Annotated in this window: 22 protein-coding genes; 21 read left to right on the top strand and 1 reads right to left on the bottom strand. The window is 42.6% G+C overall.

Features of this window, described 5'->3' with window-relative positions:
• Window position 1: 1 nt before the first annotated feature.
• The 21 genes from secY to PKC96_00215 all read left to right on the top strand — a co-directional run bounded on the left by secY (window position 2) and on the right by PKC96_00215 (window position 14,551).
• The gene (gene secY, locus PKC96_00315; protein HML99768.1) at window positions 2-1,357 is read left to right on the top strand and encodes a preprotein translocase subunit SecY; all 1,356 of its coding nucleotides are present in this window, start codon (window positions 2-4) and stop codon (window positions 1,355-1,357) included.
• A gap of 1 nt (window position 1,358) precedes the next feature.
• Window positions 1,359-2,018: an adenylate kinase gene (locus PKC96_00310; protein ID HML99767.1), complete on the top strand. Its 660-nt coding sequence runs from the start codon at window positions 1,359-1,361 to the stop codon at window positions 2,016-2,018.
• Complete coding sequence (gene map / locus PKC96_00305; GenBank protein ID HML99766.1) at window positions 2,015-2,782, top strand: type I methionyl aminopeptidase; 768 nt, start codon at window positions 2,015-2,017, stop codon at window positions 2,780-2,782. The genes PKC96_00310 and map overlap by 4 nt, the downstream gene beginning before the upstream one ends.
• A 1-nt stretch (window position 2,783) precedes the next feature.
• On the top strand, window positions 2,784-3,002 hold the full coding sequence (infA, locus tag PKC96_00300) for a translation initiation factor IF-1 (GenBank protein HML99765.1): 219 nt from the start codon (window positions 2,784-2,786) through the stop codon (window positions 3,000-3,002).
• 26 nt (window positions 3,003-3,028) lie between these two features.
• Entirely contained in the window at window positions 3,029-3,142 is a 114-nt protein-coding gene (gene rpmJ, locus PKC96_00295; protein HML99764.1) for a 50S ribosomal protein L36, read from the top strand.
• A gap of 18 nt (window positions 3,143-3,160) precedes the next feature.
• A complete protein-coding gene (gene rpsM / locus PKC96_00290) occupies window positions 3,161-3,538 on the top strand; it encodes a 30S ribosomal protein S13 (protein HML99763.1) in 378 nt (125 codons plus the stop codon).
• Window positions 3,539-3,559: 21 nt separating this feature from the next.
• Window positions 3,560-3,958, top strand: coding sequence for a 30S ribosomal protein S11 (gene rpsK, locus PKC96_00285; protein ID HML99762.1), 399 nt, complete (start codon window positions 3,560-3,562; stop codon window positions 3,956-3,958).
• A 37-nt stretch (window positions 3,959-3,995) separates the two neighbouring features.
• Window positions 3,996-4,964 (top strand): DNA-directed RNA polymerase subunit alpha, encoded by a 969-nt coding sequence (locus tag PKC96_00280; protein HML99761.1) that lies wholly within the window; start codon window positions 3,996-3,998, stop codon window positions 4,962-4,964.
• A gap of 13 nt (window positions 4,965-4,977) precedes the next feature.
• Window positions 4,978-5,379 carry a 50S ribosomal protein L17 gene (gene rplQ / locus PKC96_00275; protein HML99760.1) on the top strand — a complete coding sequence of 134 codons (402 nt, stop codon included), beginning with the start codon at window positions 4,978-4,980 and terminating at the stop codon, window positions 5,377-5,379.
• Window positions 5,380-5,483: 104 nt separating this feature from the next.
• Window positions 5,484-5,993 carry a DUF308 domain-containing protein gene (locus PKC96_00270; GenBank protein ID HML99759.1) on the top strand — a complete coding sequence of 170 codons (510 nt, stop codon included), beginning with the start codon at window positions 5,484-5,486 and terminating at the stop codon, window positions 5,991-5,993.
• Window positions 5,994-6,061: 68 nt separating this feature from the next.
• Window positions 6,062-6,286 (top strand): hypothetical protein, encoded by a 225-nt coding sequence (locus PKC96_00265; GenBank protein ID HML99758.1) that lies wholly within the window; start codon window positions 6,062-6,064, stop codon window positions 6,284-6,286.
• A gap of 174 nt (window positions 6,287-6,460) precedes the next feature.
• Window positions 6,461-7,114: an HAD family hydrolase gene (locus tag PKC96_00260; protein ID HML99757.1), complete on the top strand. Its 654-nt coding sequence runs from the start codon at window positions 6,461-6,463 to the stop codon at window positions 7,112-7,114.
• 142 nt (window positions 7,115-7,256) lie between these two features.
• Window positions 7,257-8,585, top strand: coding sequence for a cysteine--tRNA ligase (gene cysS / locus PKC96_00255; GenBank protein HML99756.1), 1,329 nt, complete (start codon window positions 7,257-7,259; stop codon window positions 8,583-8,585).
• An 18-nt stretch (window positions 8,586-8,603) separates the two neighbouring features.
• Window positions 8,604-9,371, top strand: a complete 768-nt coding sequence (locus PKC96_00250; GenBank protein HML99755.1) for an MgtC/SapB family protein — start codon at window positions 8,604-8,606, stop codon at window positions 9,369-9,371.
• Window positions 9,372-9,374: 3 nt separating this feature from the next.
• On the top strand, window positions 9,375-10,100 hold the full coding sequence (gene rlmB / locus PKC96_00245) for a 23S rRNA (guanosine(2251)-2'-O)-methyltransferase RlmB (protein HML99754.1): 726 nt from the start codon (window positions 9,375-9,377) through the stop codon (window positions 10,098-10,100).
• A complete protein-coding gene (locus PKC96_00240; protein ID HML99753.1) occupies window positions 10,024-10,728 on the top strand; it encodes a sigma-70 family RNA polymerase sigma factor in 705 nt (234 codons plus the stop codon). The genes rlmB and PKC96_00240 overlap by 77 nt, the downstream gene beginning before the upstream one ends.
• A 364-nt stretch (window positions 10,729-11,092) precedes the next feature.
• Window positions 11,093-11,245 (top strand): 50S ribosomal protein L33, encoded by a 153-nt coding sequence (rpmG, locus tag PKC96_00235; GenBank protein ID HML99752.1) that lies wholly within the window; start codon window positions 11,093-11,095, stop codon window positions 11,243-11,245.
• A gap of 9 nt (window positions 11,246-11,254) precedes the next feature.
• Window positions 11,255-11,455: a preprotein translocase subunit SecE gene (gene secE / locus PKC96_00230; GenBank protein HML99751.1), complete on the top strand. Its 201-nt coding sequence runs from the start codon at window positions 11,255-11,257 to the stop codon at window positions 11,453-11,455.
• Between the two features lie 10 nt (window positions 11,456-11,465).
• On the top strand, window positions 11,466-12,020 hold the full coding sequence (gene nusG / locus PKC96_00225; GenBank protein ID HML99750.1) for a transcription termination/antitermination protein NusG: 555 nt from the start codon (window positions 11,466-11,468) through the stop codon (window positions 12,018-12,020).
• A gap of 106 nt (window positions 12,021-12,126) precedes the next feature.
• A complete protein-coding gene (locus PKC96_00220) occupies window positions 12,127-12,426 on the top strand; it encodes a metalloregulator ArsR/SmtB family transcription factor (GenBank protein ID HML99749.1) in 300 nt (99 codons plus the stop codon).
• A 10-nt stretch (window positions 12,427-12,436) separates the two neighbouring features.
• The gene (locus tag PKC96_00215) at window positions 12,437-14,551 is read left to right on the top strand and encodes a heavy metal translocating P-type ATPase (protein ID HML99748.1); all 2,115 of its coding nucleotides are present in this window, start codon (window positions 12,437-12,439) and stop codon (window positions 14,549-14,551) included.
• A 40-nt stretch (window positions 14,552-14,591) separates the two neighbouring features.
• On the opposite strand, the gene PKC96_00210 is transcribed toward PKC96_00215, so the two are convergent.
• Entirely contained in the window at window positions 14,592-15,287 is a 696-nt protein-coding gene (locus tag PKC96_00210; protein ID HML99747.1) for a TrkA family potassium uptake protein, read from the bottom strand.

Below are 15,287 nucleotides of genomic sequence, written 5' to 3'. Positions count from 1 at the left end.
TATGAAAAAACTGGCAGCCATTTTTAAGAATAAAGAAATTGTGGATCGAATTTTCTTCACAATAATGATTTTACTTGTTTTCCGGATTGGAGCGGCTATTACCGTTCCTGGGGTGAACATCGATAATTTCTCTTTTGCGAACAGTGATGCTTTAAGTTTGATGAATATGCTCGGCGGCGGAACTCTACAGAATTTTTCTGTTTTCGCCCTCGGCGTTTCGCCTTACATTACGGCTCAAATTATTGTCCAACTCTTAACCATGGACGTGCTTCCTGCGCTTACTGAATTAAGCAAGCAAGGGCAATACGGCCGGAAAAAACTGGAAATGGCTACCCGTTATCTGACTTTGATGCTTGGTGCCGTTCAGGCATACGGCATTATCAAAACAATGGAAAACAGCAGTTATATTACGCTGGCTGATACATCGTTTTGGGGCTATGCCTACATTGTGACGATCATGCTGGCAGGAACAATGCTGGCGATGTGGCTGGGCGATCAAATTACAACTAAAGGTATCGGCAATGGTATTTCCATGATTATCTTCGCCGGTATCGTTGTTTCTTTGCCGAATCAGATTCGGAGCGCCTATTCACAATGGCTGGCCGCTAAATTTGGTCAGACGACGGAAAGAATCTTAACCGGAGCTCTTCAGTTTGGAGTCTATTTATTGGCTTTTCTCATTATTATTGCTTTTATTACGTTTATTGAAAGTTCGCAACGCCGCATACCGGTTCAAAATGCCGGTAAAGGCGGGCAGATGGCTAAATATGCCAAAGCTAGTTTCTTGCCAATTAAGGTAAACGCTAGTGGAGTTATCCCCGTCATCTTTGCTTCTTCAATTATGACGGCGCCGCAAGTCATCGTGAGTTTCATTACGGGAGCGGATACCAACGCGGAATGGCTGAAGGTCTTCTCGACCTCATCGCTAGTTAAAATGCCTTGGTTTAACGATGCCACTTGGCAGATGCCGTGGGGATTTATTATCTATATATTCCTAGTTGTGCTCTTTACTTTCTTCTATGCGAAGATTCAGATTAACCCCGAGAAATTGGCGGAAAATTTTCAAAAGAACGGTTCGTATATTCCGGGCATTCGTCCCGGAAATGAAACGGAACGCTATGTCGGTAAAGTGGTCAACCGGGTTACGGTTATCGGTGCGATTTCCCTTGCGTTAGTCGCGGCGTTGCCAATCGCTCTTGTTTTATTGAAGATTGTTCCCGATCAGAGCATGGCTCTGGGTGGAACGGGACTGATCATCGTCGTTGGTGTGGCGATTGAACTTAACACCCAAATTGATGGACTTATTGCCGGAAAGAGCTTCGATGAAGTTATCCGTCCGGGAGGAGGAATATTCTAATATGCTAAACATTATCTTGATGGGGCCACCGGGAGCCGGCAAAGGCACTCAGGCCAAAAAGTTGATTGCAGCTTATGGAATCCCCCATATTTCAACCGGAGATATGTTCCGGGAAGCCATCAAAGCCGGTACTCCGCTCGGAAAAGAAGCGGCTGGCTATATCAACGAGGGACGACTTGTTCCCGATGAAGTGACAATCGGCTTAGTGAGGGAACGTTTATCGAAAGCGGATTGCCAACATGGATATTTACTTGACGGCTTTCCTCGGACGCTTCCGCAGGCCGAGGCCCTTAAGGAATTGACTTCCGAGTTACATTCCCCAATCAGCGGCGTCATTAACTTCTCCTGCGACAAGGAGGAGCTTATTCGTCGGATTAGTGGTCGGAGGGTATGCCGTAATTGCGGGGCCCCATATCACATCGAAACTCTGAAACCGAAGGTTGAAGGAGTTTGCGATATCTGTGGCGGAGAATTATATCAACGTAAAGACGATACTGTCGAAGCGTTGGAAACCCGTCTCAGTGTCTATTACAAAGATACCAAACCGCTCGAAGAATTCTATCGTCAGGAAGGCCTTCTTCACGAAGTTGATGGTCTGCTTGGCGTCGACGAGCTGTTTAAGAAAATCAGCGTCATTTTCCGCGAGGTGGATCAGCGATGATCATACGCAAATCGATGCGTGAAATTGAGTTGATGCGGGAAGCCGGACACATTGTCGCTTTGGTGTTCAAAGAACTCCAACCCCACTGTGTGCCTGGCGTCACAACCGCCGAGTTAGACAAGCTGGCTGCTGAAGTCATTAAGAGTAACGGAGCCATCCCAACTTTTAAAGGCTATGGTGGCTTTCCGGGAAACATTTGCATATCGGTAAACGATACGCTCATCCACGGAATTCCGAGTAAGAAGATTGTTCTAAAAGAGGGAGACATCGTTTCCTTGGATGTTGGAGCAACCTATAAGGGCTATTGCGGGGATGCCTGTCGTACCTTCCCTGTCGGGGAAGTGACGGCGGAAACAAAGCGCTTGGTACTTACGACAAAGGAAAGCTTCTGGACCGCAGTCCGAGAAAATGCGAAACCGGGAAACCGGCTATCGGATATCTCTCATGCGATTCAAAATTATTGTGAAGAGCGGGGGTACACCCTCCCGCGCGACTACACCGGTCATGGTATTGGCCGGGAGCTCCATGAAGATCCGTACATTCCTAACTATGGGGAAGCCGGACATGGACCCATCCTTCGCGAAGGCATGTGCTTGGCGATTGAACCGATGGTCAATCAAGGTTCAGTGAGCACGCGCACTATGGCGGACGGATGGACGGTGAAGACGGTAGATGGCAAATTGTGCGCCCACTACGAGAACACCATAGTAATAACTGCGGACGGCTTTGAGCCGTTGACCGTATTACCTGATGAGGAGTGGTAACATGGCAAAAAATGATGTAATTACCGTCGAGGCAGTCGTCGTCGAGTGTTTGCCGAACGTAATGTTCAATGTGCAACTCGAAAACGGCGTCGTAATTCTGGCCCACGTTTCTGGTAAAATCCGGATGCACAATATTCGCATTCTACCAGGTGATAGAGTTACGGTTGAAATTTCGCCTTATGATTTAACACGGGGCCGCATTACTTACCGGTTCAAGTAGTAACCGGAACGAGGAGGAAAAATTTTATGAAAGTAAGACCCTCAGTCAAACCTATTTGCGATAAGTGCAAGGTTATTCGTCGGCATGGCAAAGTCATGGTGATATGCTCTAACCCCAAGCATAAGCAAAGACAAGGTTAATTTAGGAGGAAACAGAATATGGCACGTATTGCAGGTGTAGATATTCCAAATGAAAAACGGGTTGTGGTTTCTTTGACCTATATTTATGGTATTGGTTCATCCCGCGCCCAAAAGATTTTAAAAAAAGTAAATATCAGTGAGGATATTCGGGTAAAAGATTTAAACGATGAGCAATTAACGGCGATTCGTAACGAAATTAACCACGTCAAGGTTGAAGGTGATCTTCGCCGGGAAGTGGCCATGAATATCAAACGACTTGAAGAGATTGGTTGCTACCGGGGCATTCGCCATCGGAAGGGATTACCAGTTCGTGGACAATCCACCAAAACCAACGCTCGTACGCGTAAAGGCCCACGGAAAACCATCGCCAATAAGAAGATGGCTACCCAAGGTTAATGAAAGAGAGGACAATCTAATATGGCACAAACAACTAAAAAGAACAGTGTCCGGAAAAAGAAAGTCAAACGTAGTTTTACCAAAGGTATTGCCCACGTTCACTCGACTTTCAATAACACTATCGTCACTATTACCGACGAGGCCGGAAATGCGATTGCCTGGAGTTCAGCTGGAGCCTTAGGCTTCAAGGGCTCCAAGAAGTCCACTCCTTGGGCGGCTCAACTTGCGGGCGAAGCCGCGGCAAAATCAGCTGTCGATCAAGGAATTAAATTCGTCGATGTCAATGTCAAAGGCCCAGGTCAGGGTCGGGAAGCTGCCGTTCGCGCGCTGCAAGCGGCCGGATTGCAGGTTACTTCGATTACTGATACCACTCCAATTCCCCATAACGGTTGCCGCCCACCAAAGCGGCCCCGGGGCTAATAGTTTGGCTACTTTAAAAAATAGGGAGGAAAACTAAATGTCAAAAATTGCACACCCTTTCGAAAAACCGGAATTTAAAGTTGCTACTTTCGATGATACAACGAACTATGGAAAATTCGTCATTGAACCACTAGAACGGGGATTTGGCCTAACCATTGGAAATAGTTTGCGGCGGGTATTGCTGAGCTCTTTACCGGGCGCCAGTGTTTACGCGGTTGAAATCGAAGGAGCGCGCCACGAATTTGCGGCTCTTGAAGGCATTGTTGAGGATGTTACGACCATCATCTTAAATTTGAAAGATTTAGTCTTGAAAATCGACGATGAGGAGAATGTTAATAAGCGACTTGAAATTGACGTCATGGGACCGACAACCGTCCGTGCGGGCGATATTAAAGTTCCGGGTGGCGTCACGATTGTCAATCCCGATCTCGAGATTGCCCACATTGCCGAAGGCGGTCATCTCAAGATGATTATGCACGCCCATAACGGCCGTGGCTATGTTACTTCCGAAGGAAACAAAGCGCTTCATCCTACCTTACCGGTTGGCGCGATTGCGACAGACAGCAATTACTCACCGATTACCAAAGTGTCGTATACGGTCGATGGAACTCGTGTGGGTCACGATACCAACTTTGATCGTTTAACACTTGAGGTTACCACCAATGGCGCTATGCGTCCGCAAGACGCGGTGGCGCTTAGTGCGCGTATCCTGATGGCTTATTTCGATGAATTCGTTTCCTTGGATGAAAAAACTAAGGATGTCAATATCCTTAAGGATCCGGTGGAAGAAGAAGGCAATAAATTCGAAAATATGACCATTGAAGAACTTGATTTATCTGTTCGGAGCTATAACTGCTTAAAGCGGGCCGGCATTCAAACAGTTCTCGAGCTCACTCAGAAGTCTGAAGAAGAAATGATGAAAGTTCGCAATCTAGGAAAGAAATCGCTTAAGGAAGTCAAAGATAAATTGGCGGAGATTGGCCTTTCCTTCCGCGACTTTGAGTAAGGAGTAACAATATATGGCAACAATTGGACGTAAAAACGTTCATGGTAAAGGCGGCGTAAGGTTTAAGGCTGGCTATACTGTGAGTAAAGATAAGGCGATGCTTCGCAATGTCGTAAGCCAACTTATCGTTAGTGGCAAAGTGGTCGTCACCGCTAAAGTCGCTAAGCAATTACAAAAGGAAGCCGATCACCTCGTAACTTTAGCTAAAACCGGCGATTTACACAGCCGGCGTTTAGCGGCAGCCTACGTTCGTGAAGGTATTAAGAATGCAAAAGGAGCGACGGCGCTTGAGGTTCTCTTCAACGAAGTCGGACCGGCTTATAAAGACCGTAAAGGTGGTTATACCCGCATTCTAAAGCTTGTCAATCGCAAAGGTGACAATGCACCGATGGCGATGATTGAATTTGTTAAATAATTAAATTGAGCACCTGCGGGTGCTCTTTTTTTAAAAAAATAGTGGCGTCTTTCCCATTAATTAGTATAATCAAAATATAGAGTTTATAAGAAAGGATGCTGTTTATGGGGAAAACAAAAAGAGTAATCGGGCCAATAAGCCCGTTGACCGGAATTTCAATTGCCTTAATTATTCTTGGTGCCCTTCTAGTTTGGCTAAGAATTTCCGCTTTGAATATTATTATTTTCGTTATCGGTGTCGTAATGGCTTGCTTTGGCGCCATCACCGTATTTGATTCGCTCAAAGGCCGCAATAAAGACAAGTTTATTTTTCTTTTAGGCGGCTTTGAAATGGTCGTTGGTGTTTTAATGGCGGTCTTTTCTGATCCTTTAGTCAAGGTCGGTTTTGTTTTATTAGGCGTGGCTATGGCCTTAATCGGCCTCCTGCAACTGATTGATAATTATCGTTTCCATACCGGCTCACATCAACTGGCTTTTGGAATTATACGGATGGCCATCGGCGTTTTGCTTATTATTGCTCCTTTTATTGGAAGCAATATCAATGAGATATTTATTTTAGTCGTGGGCATTATTTCCATCAGTGCCGGGGTTTTCTTCTTAATGCTGGAAGATTGAGTATATGGTTAGTCTTCAAAATAATAAATATGGTAATATTATCATATTAGAAATAGGAGGAAATCTGTATGGCAGCTTCCAAAAAAGGTAAAGGTTATTGGTTTGGCTCAACTTGGATTGTCTCTCTCATTATCTCGATTATTCCAATCGTGAACTGGTGGGCGGGGGTCATCCATAGAGTAGTCAAAAAGAACTACCTTGGGGCGATTGTCTACGTATTCTTTGGAGCAATTCTTGGATTCGTTGACTTTGTCACCATCTTATTAGGCAACAAGATTGTTTTCTTGGCTTAAGTAAAAAATCCCGACGGCGAAATAATGCTTGCAGTCGGGTTTTTATTTGCCTGAAATCGCAATAAAATTGCCGCTTTTGCACATCCGCTGTCCGCAAAGAAAATCCGACAAATTTTCCACTGATATTTCTTTTAAAAAAAGAGTAAAATAAACATGTTTCGCGGAGGCTCTTATATGTTTAAAAATGTTATCTTTGATCTTGATGGAACGCTGGTCAATTCTATCGGTGATTTAGCCGATTCAATTAATAAAGCGATTCTGAAAGTTGGCTACCATGCATCCTTTAGTGAAGAGGAAACGATGGCGTTGGTTGGAAGCGGAACCGACGTAATGATCGCGCGGGCTTTAAGTAAATGCGGTTTAGATCAAAAGATGAAAGACGAAGTTAAGAGTCACTATCTTGAAATATATCAGCATAATAACACCAACTTTTCTTATGCCTATCGAGGACTATCGGATTTGATCAAAGAATTAAAAAAATCGAACATTCGTATTTTCTGCTGCACTAATAAGCCGGATGACATAGCTCAAAATGTCGTTAACTTTTTTTACCCGGATTTGTTTGATGCGATATTGGGACAAAAAGCGGGAATGCCGGTTAAACCCGATCCATATGCCGTCAATCTGCTTATCGATACATATGCTTTGGATAAAATAGAAACTCTGTTTGTCGGCGATAGTGATGTCGATGTTAAAACCGGGGCCAATGCTGAATTAGATGTCTGCTGGGTAGGATGGGGATTTCGCAAATACTCCCAAATTCAGGCCTTGGGGCCAAAGTATATGGCGGCGTCCGTTTCGGAACTGAAACAGATAATTCTTAAGTAAGTATTTTCTTCTTATCGCCTTTGTTTTTTATTTGTTTCGACCGAGTCTAATCTTGGCGTTTTCGGCAAATAAATCGTATTTTTTCGTATATATATCGTTTTATTTTCATGTTATAATTTTCATAGGGTGAGTATTTATGAATTTGCAATTTTTCAATTCTTTAAGTAAAAAGGTTGAACCATTTTTTCCGCTAGAAGAGGGAAAAATTTCGATGTATGTTTGTGGCCCGACCGTCTATAACTATGTTCACATCGGCAATATGCGTCCAGTTGTCGTTTTTGATACGCTTCGGCGCTTTTTTGAATATATCGGCTACGATGTCACTTATGTCAGCAATTATACCGATGTCGATGATAAAATTATCACTCGCGCACTGGAGGAGCATACGGACGAGCAAAGTATTGCTCGCAAGTATATCGCCGCCTTTGAACAGGCTTTGACTGATATTCACTCACGTAAACCCAATATCGCTCCTAGGGTCACGGAATATATGGATCAGATAATTTCCTTCATAGGGAAACTTATCGAAGCCGATGCGGCTTACGAGGTTGATGGGGATGTTTTTTTCAGAGTCCAAAGCGATAAGAATTATGGCGAGCTTTCAAACGTCCAAGTTGATGACATGCTGGTCGGTGCGCGAGTAGAAGAAAACGAAAAAAAGGAATCACCACTGGATTTTGCTTTATGGAAGAAAACGAAAGTGGGAATTAAATGGTCCTCACCATGGGGTGAAGGTCGGCCGGGTTGGCATACCGAATGCGTGGTTATGATCGACTCTATTTTTCCTAAACGCTACATCGATATTCATGGTGGGGGTTTCGACTTGAAGTTTCCTCATCATGAAAATGAAATCGCCCAATCGTTAGCGGTCAATCACAATCACTTGGCTCATTTCTGGATGCATAATGGCTTTATCAATATTGATAATGAGAAAATGTCCAAATCACTTGGAAACGTTGTTTTGGCTCAAGATGCGATTGCAAAATTTGGTGGCAATACGTTGCGAATGATGTTATTATCTACCCATTATCGGGCCCCGGTTAATTTTACGGAAGAAGTCGTAAGGTCAAGCCGGATTGAAATCGATAAAATCGCCCAAGCATACCGCCAATTAGCTGTTTACCTGCAGGAGAACAATAATTTTGATGATAAAAAGAAGGGTTCTCATATGGATAGTTTCTTAGCGGAATTGGCTAATGACTTAAACACTTCGAATGCAATTACGGAACTTTTCAAAGTCGTAAAGGACGCGAATCTCGCTTTGCGTCAAAAAGTTGATATTGAGCAATTACAAGGATATTTCTCAACGATGAGAGATATGATCGGTATTCTCGGATTTGAGATTGATTATCCTCGTTTAAATGCCGAAGACAAGAAGCTGCTTTCAATGTATCGTGAAGCGAAACAAAAAAAAGATTTCGCATTAAGCGATCAACTCAGGGCCTTACTTGCTCAGCGTCACATTCTATAAAGAAAGTAGGTGGAAAATATGACGTTACTCGATAATACATTTACCCTTTTTGCCTCTGTTAGCCCGTTATCGGTTGATAAAGTTATCGTCGACTGGTTCAACAGTTTCGGTATGTGGGGCAATACGGCTCTGGTGGCCGTCAGTCTTCTTATGACCTTCATCCTCTCGGGGATTATTGGATTTGAGCGGGAATATCATGGTCATGCGGCGGGTCTTAGAACCCATATTCTTGTGGCAATGGCCTCATGTCTTGTGATGATTATTTCCGTTTATGGATTTGATAATTTAATCTCTCCCAATCGCGACCCAGCCCGTTTAGCAGCACAGGTTGTCAGTGGCATCGGCTTTTTAGGCGCCGGCACAATTATTCAAACCGGGACCGATATTAAAGGTCTTACCACCGCAACCACGATTTTTCTAACCATGTCCATCGGTTTGGCCTGTGGCGCGGGAAGATTTGTTTTCGCCACGATGGCGACTATCCTTTCTTTCTTCATTCTTGTCAGCCTAAGAAAGATTGAACATTATGCCAACCGCCGTTCGCCAAAAATCACTATCGTTGTTCCTAGCGATGTTTCGGTTCTCAAAGACGCTCATCTTATCGCGGCTCGTTACGGGGTCAACATTCGTGATATACAATCGCAAATGGTTGTCATCAATGGCTTCTCATGCTTACGCGTGACATTAAATTGCGCTTTTGCATCTAAAGCAACCGTTACCGCCTTCAGCGAAGAACTGAAAGATCGAATTAAACCGCTTGAATTTAAGATTTCTACGGACTATTAATAAATGGGAAAAATGTACATATTTGGGCGTAATAGTGTAAAAGCGGCGTTACGGGAACATCAGGTTCAACATTTATTCATAAACTCATCTTTGCATGATGTTGAAATTGATAATCTTATTTCCGCGGCCAAGTGCAGTTTCGAGCGAGTGGATAGCAGTCTGTTGGCAAAATTATCTATGGGTGGCAATCACCAGGGACTTGTAGCGGAAGTAAGTACTTTTTCTTATGCCTCTTTTGATGAAATAATTAAGAAAGCTAAGGAAAAGAAATATCCGCTTATTTTGATTTTGGCAGAGTTGAATGACCCGCACAATTTAGGGGCGATTATTCGCACCGCGGATGCGTTTGGCGTCGATGGTATTGTTATTAAGAAGACCAATCAGGTGGGAGTGACACCGACGGTGATAAAAGTGGCTACCGGCGCGCAACAATATGTTCCAATCGCTCAAGTCACCAATCTTGCCTCCAGCATTCAAACACTTAAGGAGGCTGGATTTTGGATTGTGGCTTCGGATGGAAAGGCCAATCAAACGTATGATATGGTTCGCTATGATACCCCAACCGGACTCATCGTCGGCAGCGAAGGATTCGGGATTCCGGAGCTTTTGCTGAAAAAATCGGATTTTATCGTTAAGATACCGATGGTGGGACATGTTAATTCACTTAATGCCTCAGTGGCGGCCGGCATTCTTATCGCCGGAATTCGCTTTTTGCAAACTAATTATTGAGGAATACAAGGAGGTCTTTATTTTATTTGAAGATGAACAAGCCAGTATTAAAAGAATAGTCGGGCAAGTAAAAGATGAAAACGAGTCGGCGATAAAAGAGTTGTTAGAGCAATTTGCTCCTCTTATTCGCAATACCGCTTTTACGGCCTTTGAAACAACAGGCTTTTCGGGCCTGGAAGTTAATGATTTGATATCGGTTGGTAATTTTGCCATTTATAATGCCGCCAAAAATTATCAGGAGCAGCGGGGACCATTTCCCGCCTATGCTAAACTTTTGGTTCGTCGCAGCATATGGAATTATCTTCGCGAAAATATGGCCAGCAGTCACTCACTGTTAAATGAAGCCCACTCTTTGGATGAAGAATTAAATTACGGAGAAGGTTTAACCCTCATGGATAGCGTAGGCGATGAAGATCCCTACATAAGTAAGCATCTACTTCGTGAAGACGATGTTGAAAATATGGAATCATACTTGCCGTTTTCGCTAACACGGCAAGAAAAAATGATTATTCTTTTTCGCCTGCAAGGTTATTATCCGCAGGAAATAATGCGGGCGATGAATTTGTCAAAATACTATTACTATCTGTTGATTGAAAACATTAAACTAAAAACCAAACAATCTTTTTAATTATTTATTATGTAAAAACTTGGCAGTAAATAAAAAATGCAACAATAATTGTAGTAACGGATAATACGCTACGTAATGGCAAACCATAAATTTAAAACGAAGTGTAGAGTTGTAAATGATGTGAGACTAATTTCTTTAGGGAAAGAAGACTGATTTGCTAATATCATTTAGGCAAACATTTCTTTCATTATTAATTATTCTCTTTTTTGTAAAGGCGTGATTCATTCAAGCGAAGAACTGCAGATATTGTTCAATTGGATTAATTTTTCCTTCTTTTTGTTTTACTAAACTTAATGATTGCAATATCGACTTTTACAAGTTATAATTCTATCGATAAAATTATTACATAAGGATGTGATTTTAGGTGCGGGAAAAGGTTCTTTTAATTTGCTCAGAATGTCTATCACGAAACTATACAACCACACGGCGGAAAGACGCCAGCGTAACAGAGCGTCTTGAGTTAAAAAAATTTTGTCCAAAATGCAACAAGATGACGATCCATAAGGAAAGCCGCTAGGAGGATATTATGTCAGCAAAGAAATATTTTGGCGAAGTCGTCAAAGAAGGAAAAAGAGTTCGGTGGCCCAAGCGGGAAACGATTATTCCTCTTATTGTCGTGGTTGTTATTATCACGGCGATTTCGGCCTTGATTTTAAATTTAGAGGACTTGGCGGCGGCGCGCTTATTAGGCGCGGTTGAAGATGCCTTTAAAGCGATCAAAGGATAGGGAGTTCTAAATGGAAAATAATGAAAAAGATGTTCAATGGTATGTTGTTAATACCTATTCTGGACACGAGAATACAGTTAAACTAAATCTTCTACGGCGTGCTGATTCGATGAATTTGCATGATTTTGTCTTTCGGGTCATTGTCGCAGAAATTGAAGTTGATGTTCTTAAAGATGGTCTCCCCACGGGTAAGAAAAAGATGAAGAATCTTTATCCCGGTTATGTCTTTATTGAAATGATTATGTCGGATGAGGCATGGTATATGGTGCGTAATACCCCAGGCGTCACCGGATTCGTCGGCTCCAGTGGCGGTGGCACCAAGCCATTCCCGGTTCCCCGCGAGCAGATTGAACCGGTTCTAAAACGGATGGGTGAAATTGATGCGAGTATGTATGACCGCTACACGGTTGGAGACTTCGTCAAGGTTATCCATGGATCTTTTGAAGGAACGGAAGGAAGAATTACTTCCATTGATAAAGATACGGGCAACGTTAAACTTGAAGCCGTCTTCTTTGGCCGGCCGACGGTTCTCGAAGTTGAATTCGCGCAAATAGAGAAGATTTAAAAATTATTCCCACGTAAAAGTGGGAATTTTTTTGTTGACAATATGAATGCCCGTTCATATAATGTAGACGGTATATGAATGATTATTCATATTTGGGAGATGCGTTATGACAAGAAAAATATTGCCAACCGAAGATGTGCTAGAAAAAATGGAGCATCTATTGAGTATAACCGCAGATTATACGCGATTAAAAATTTTGTGTGCATTACTAGATGGGCCAAAGTATGTCGGAGAATTGCAAAGCATTGCCGATGCTTCCCAATCGCTAATTTCTCATCAACTTAAGGTATTAAAAGATGCTTCGTTGGTAAAAAATGAGCGAGAAGGCAACCGTGTGAGTTATTCTTTAAGCGATGACCATGTCGCTTCACTCTTGTCAGTGGTTTTTGATCACGCATCCGAGTAGAGGTTTGAATATGAAAAAACTATATGATATCAAAGGTTTCGACTGCGCCAATTGCGCATTAAAAGTATCCCGTCACCTAAGTAGTGATCCAAACATTAAAAGTGCCAGCATCGACTTTGTAAACGAGAAACTGTATGTTGATTACCAAAAAGATGAACTTTCGATTGAGGAATTAAAACGGAAGGCCGCTGAAGTGGAAAGCGACCCGTTAGAAATACGTGAGCACAGAAACTCGCAAGTGGTTAAGACCCCCATTTTAACAAGGGCAATTAAAATAAAAATATTGCGCATTATCATTAGCGCGGTTTTACTTGGCTCAGTCTACTTTTTTGATCGGTATCCGCTCTTAACGACTGCGATGAACGAAGCACTAATCATCGCCGTTTCAATTATTAGTTATTTGCTTATTGGCTATGACATATTATTTAAAGCGGGTAAGAATTTATTTACGGGAAGAAGCGTTTTTGACGAAACGGTTTTGATGAGTGTGGCAACTTTGGGAGCATTTGCCATTCAAAGTTATGAAGAGGCAGTCTTGGTAATGCTTCTTTTTCAAATCGGTGAAATTTTTGAAGATATATCGATTGAAAAATCTCGTCGATCAATTGTTGCCGCCCTAGATTTAAGGAGTGATATCGCCCATGTATATCGCAATGATGAATATATGGATGTCGATCCTTCAATATTGGTAAAAGGTGATGTTATCATGGTGCGCGTCGGGGAGATTATTCCGGTAGATTCGACGGTAATAAGCGGAACTGGATCATTAGATACATCGTCATTAACTGGCGAATTTTTACCTCAAGGAGTGGTTGCGGGGGATGTCGCTTTAAGTGGGACAGTTGTGACGGATGGAATTCTAATTTTGAAAGTCGAAAAAGCCTATCAAGAGTCGACAATTAGCAAAATAATTGAGCTAGTTACAACTTCGGGAGAAAATAAAGCCAAAGCTGAAAAATTTATCGCTCGCTTTTCTCGTTTTTATACTCCAATTGTAATGGCCTTAGCTCTTTTGGTGGCAATTATTCCTCCCCTTTTTAATGGTGATTGGCGCGGAAGTGCCTACACGGCTTTAACTTTTCTTGTCGTATCTTGCCCTTGCGCCATCGTAATATCGGTTCCGCTGGCTTTTTTTACGGGAATTGGATTGGCAAGCAAAAAGGGCATTGTGATAAAGGGAGCCAATTATCTTGATCGACTCAATGAGGTTAAAACAATAATTTATGACAAGACGGGGACTTTAACTACTGGAGAATTTTCTGTTACTAGTTTTTATTTTGTTAAAAGCGATGAACAAATTGCTCGGCAATTATTGGTATCGCTTGAATCACTGAGCGGACATCCGTTAGCAAAAGCCATAACTGGACATTTCAAAGATATTGAAATCTTAAATGTTGACCAGTTTCATGAGGAGACTGGCCGGGGATTAAGGGCGATATATGATGGGAAAGAAGTTTTAGTGGGCAATGGTCAGTTTTTAAAAAGCAATCATATTACTCTCGGCGAGACCATTCAAAGTGGAGTTGTTGTGTATGTTGCTTATGATAAACGAGTCATTGGCCGAGTAGAACTTAACGATACAATTAAACCGGGAGTCGCCGATATGGTTAGTAAATTGCATCGCGAGCATGTCCGTTTAGAAATGTTAACGGGCGATCGCGAAAGTAATGCGGCGCATATCAGTCAAAAAATTGGTATCGATGAATATCATGCCGAACTATTGCCTCAGGATAAAATCCGATATCTTGATGAAAAGCTGACCGGCACCAATCCAAAACAAGCGGTGGCTTTTATTGGCGATGGAGTCAATGATGCCCCATCCATTGCAAAGGCTGATATAGGATTTGCGATGGGAGGAATCGGCAGTGATATTGCTGTCAGCAGCGCAGATGCGGTGATTATGAACGATGATCCACTGAAGGTGGCCACAGCGATAAAAATAGCCCGCATTACCCGGCGGAGGGCAATAAGCAACATCGTCATTGCCCTAATTGTTAAAATTAGCGTTATGGTGCTGGCCTATTTCAATTTGGCCCCGATGTGGCTCGCCGTACTTAGCGATTCAGGATTAGCAATTCTTCTTGTTATAAATTCTCTGTTACTAATAAAAGCAAAAGTGGAATAAAAAAACCACGATGGAAATTTTCTTCCCATCGCGGTTTTACTTAATTGCCGGCGTGTTCGATTGGTTCTTTGTTAATAAAATTACTGAAATCTTCGATGTCACCATTTAATCCAACAACGAATACTATGTCACCGGGATGAATCTTATCGAGCGCTTTCGGGGCGAAAGTTTTGCCTCCGCGCTGAATCAGTATAAGGTTTACCCCAAACTCGTTGCGCGGATTTAAAGCTTGAATAGTCACGGGTCGATAATCATTTCTAATGGTAATTTTGACGACTGAATAATCGCCAGCAAGGGAATAGTAATCGAGAAAGTCGTCGTTTCCTAAACGATTGGCCAGCCCCAGTCCGGCGAGACGTTGAGGGGTAACAACCTCGGTAGCGCCGAGTTTTTTAATAATGGGAATGTAGGTTTCATTATCCATCCGTACAATAACATGCTTGATGTTCATACTCACCAGTAAAACAGTAGTAAGAATTGAAGCCACAGTGTTGTCGCCATAGCAAACGATGGCATGCGAAACATTTTGAATTTCTAGTTCCCGCAGAGCCTTCTCATTTGTGGAATCACAGACAAAGGCTGTAGGGGTAAGTTCAGAGGCGATACGAACGGCTTCCTCATCTTTGTCCAAGGCGATGACATCTTTGTTGAGAGAAACCAACTCTTCAACAATAGACATTCCAAATTGACCAAGACCAATTACGACGAAAGTTTTCTTTTCATTGCTATTTGTCAT

It is taken from the genome of Bacilli bacterium (genome assembly GCA_035326105.1).
In the GTDB taxonomy this organism is placed as follows: Bacteria; Bacillota_I; Bacilli_A; order RFN20; family CAG-826; genus UBA7706.
This window is presented reverse-complemented; position numbering and strand designations above follow the sequence as displayed.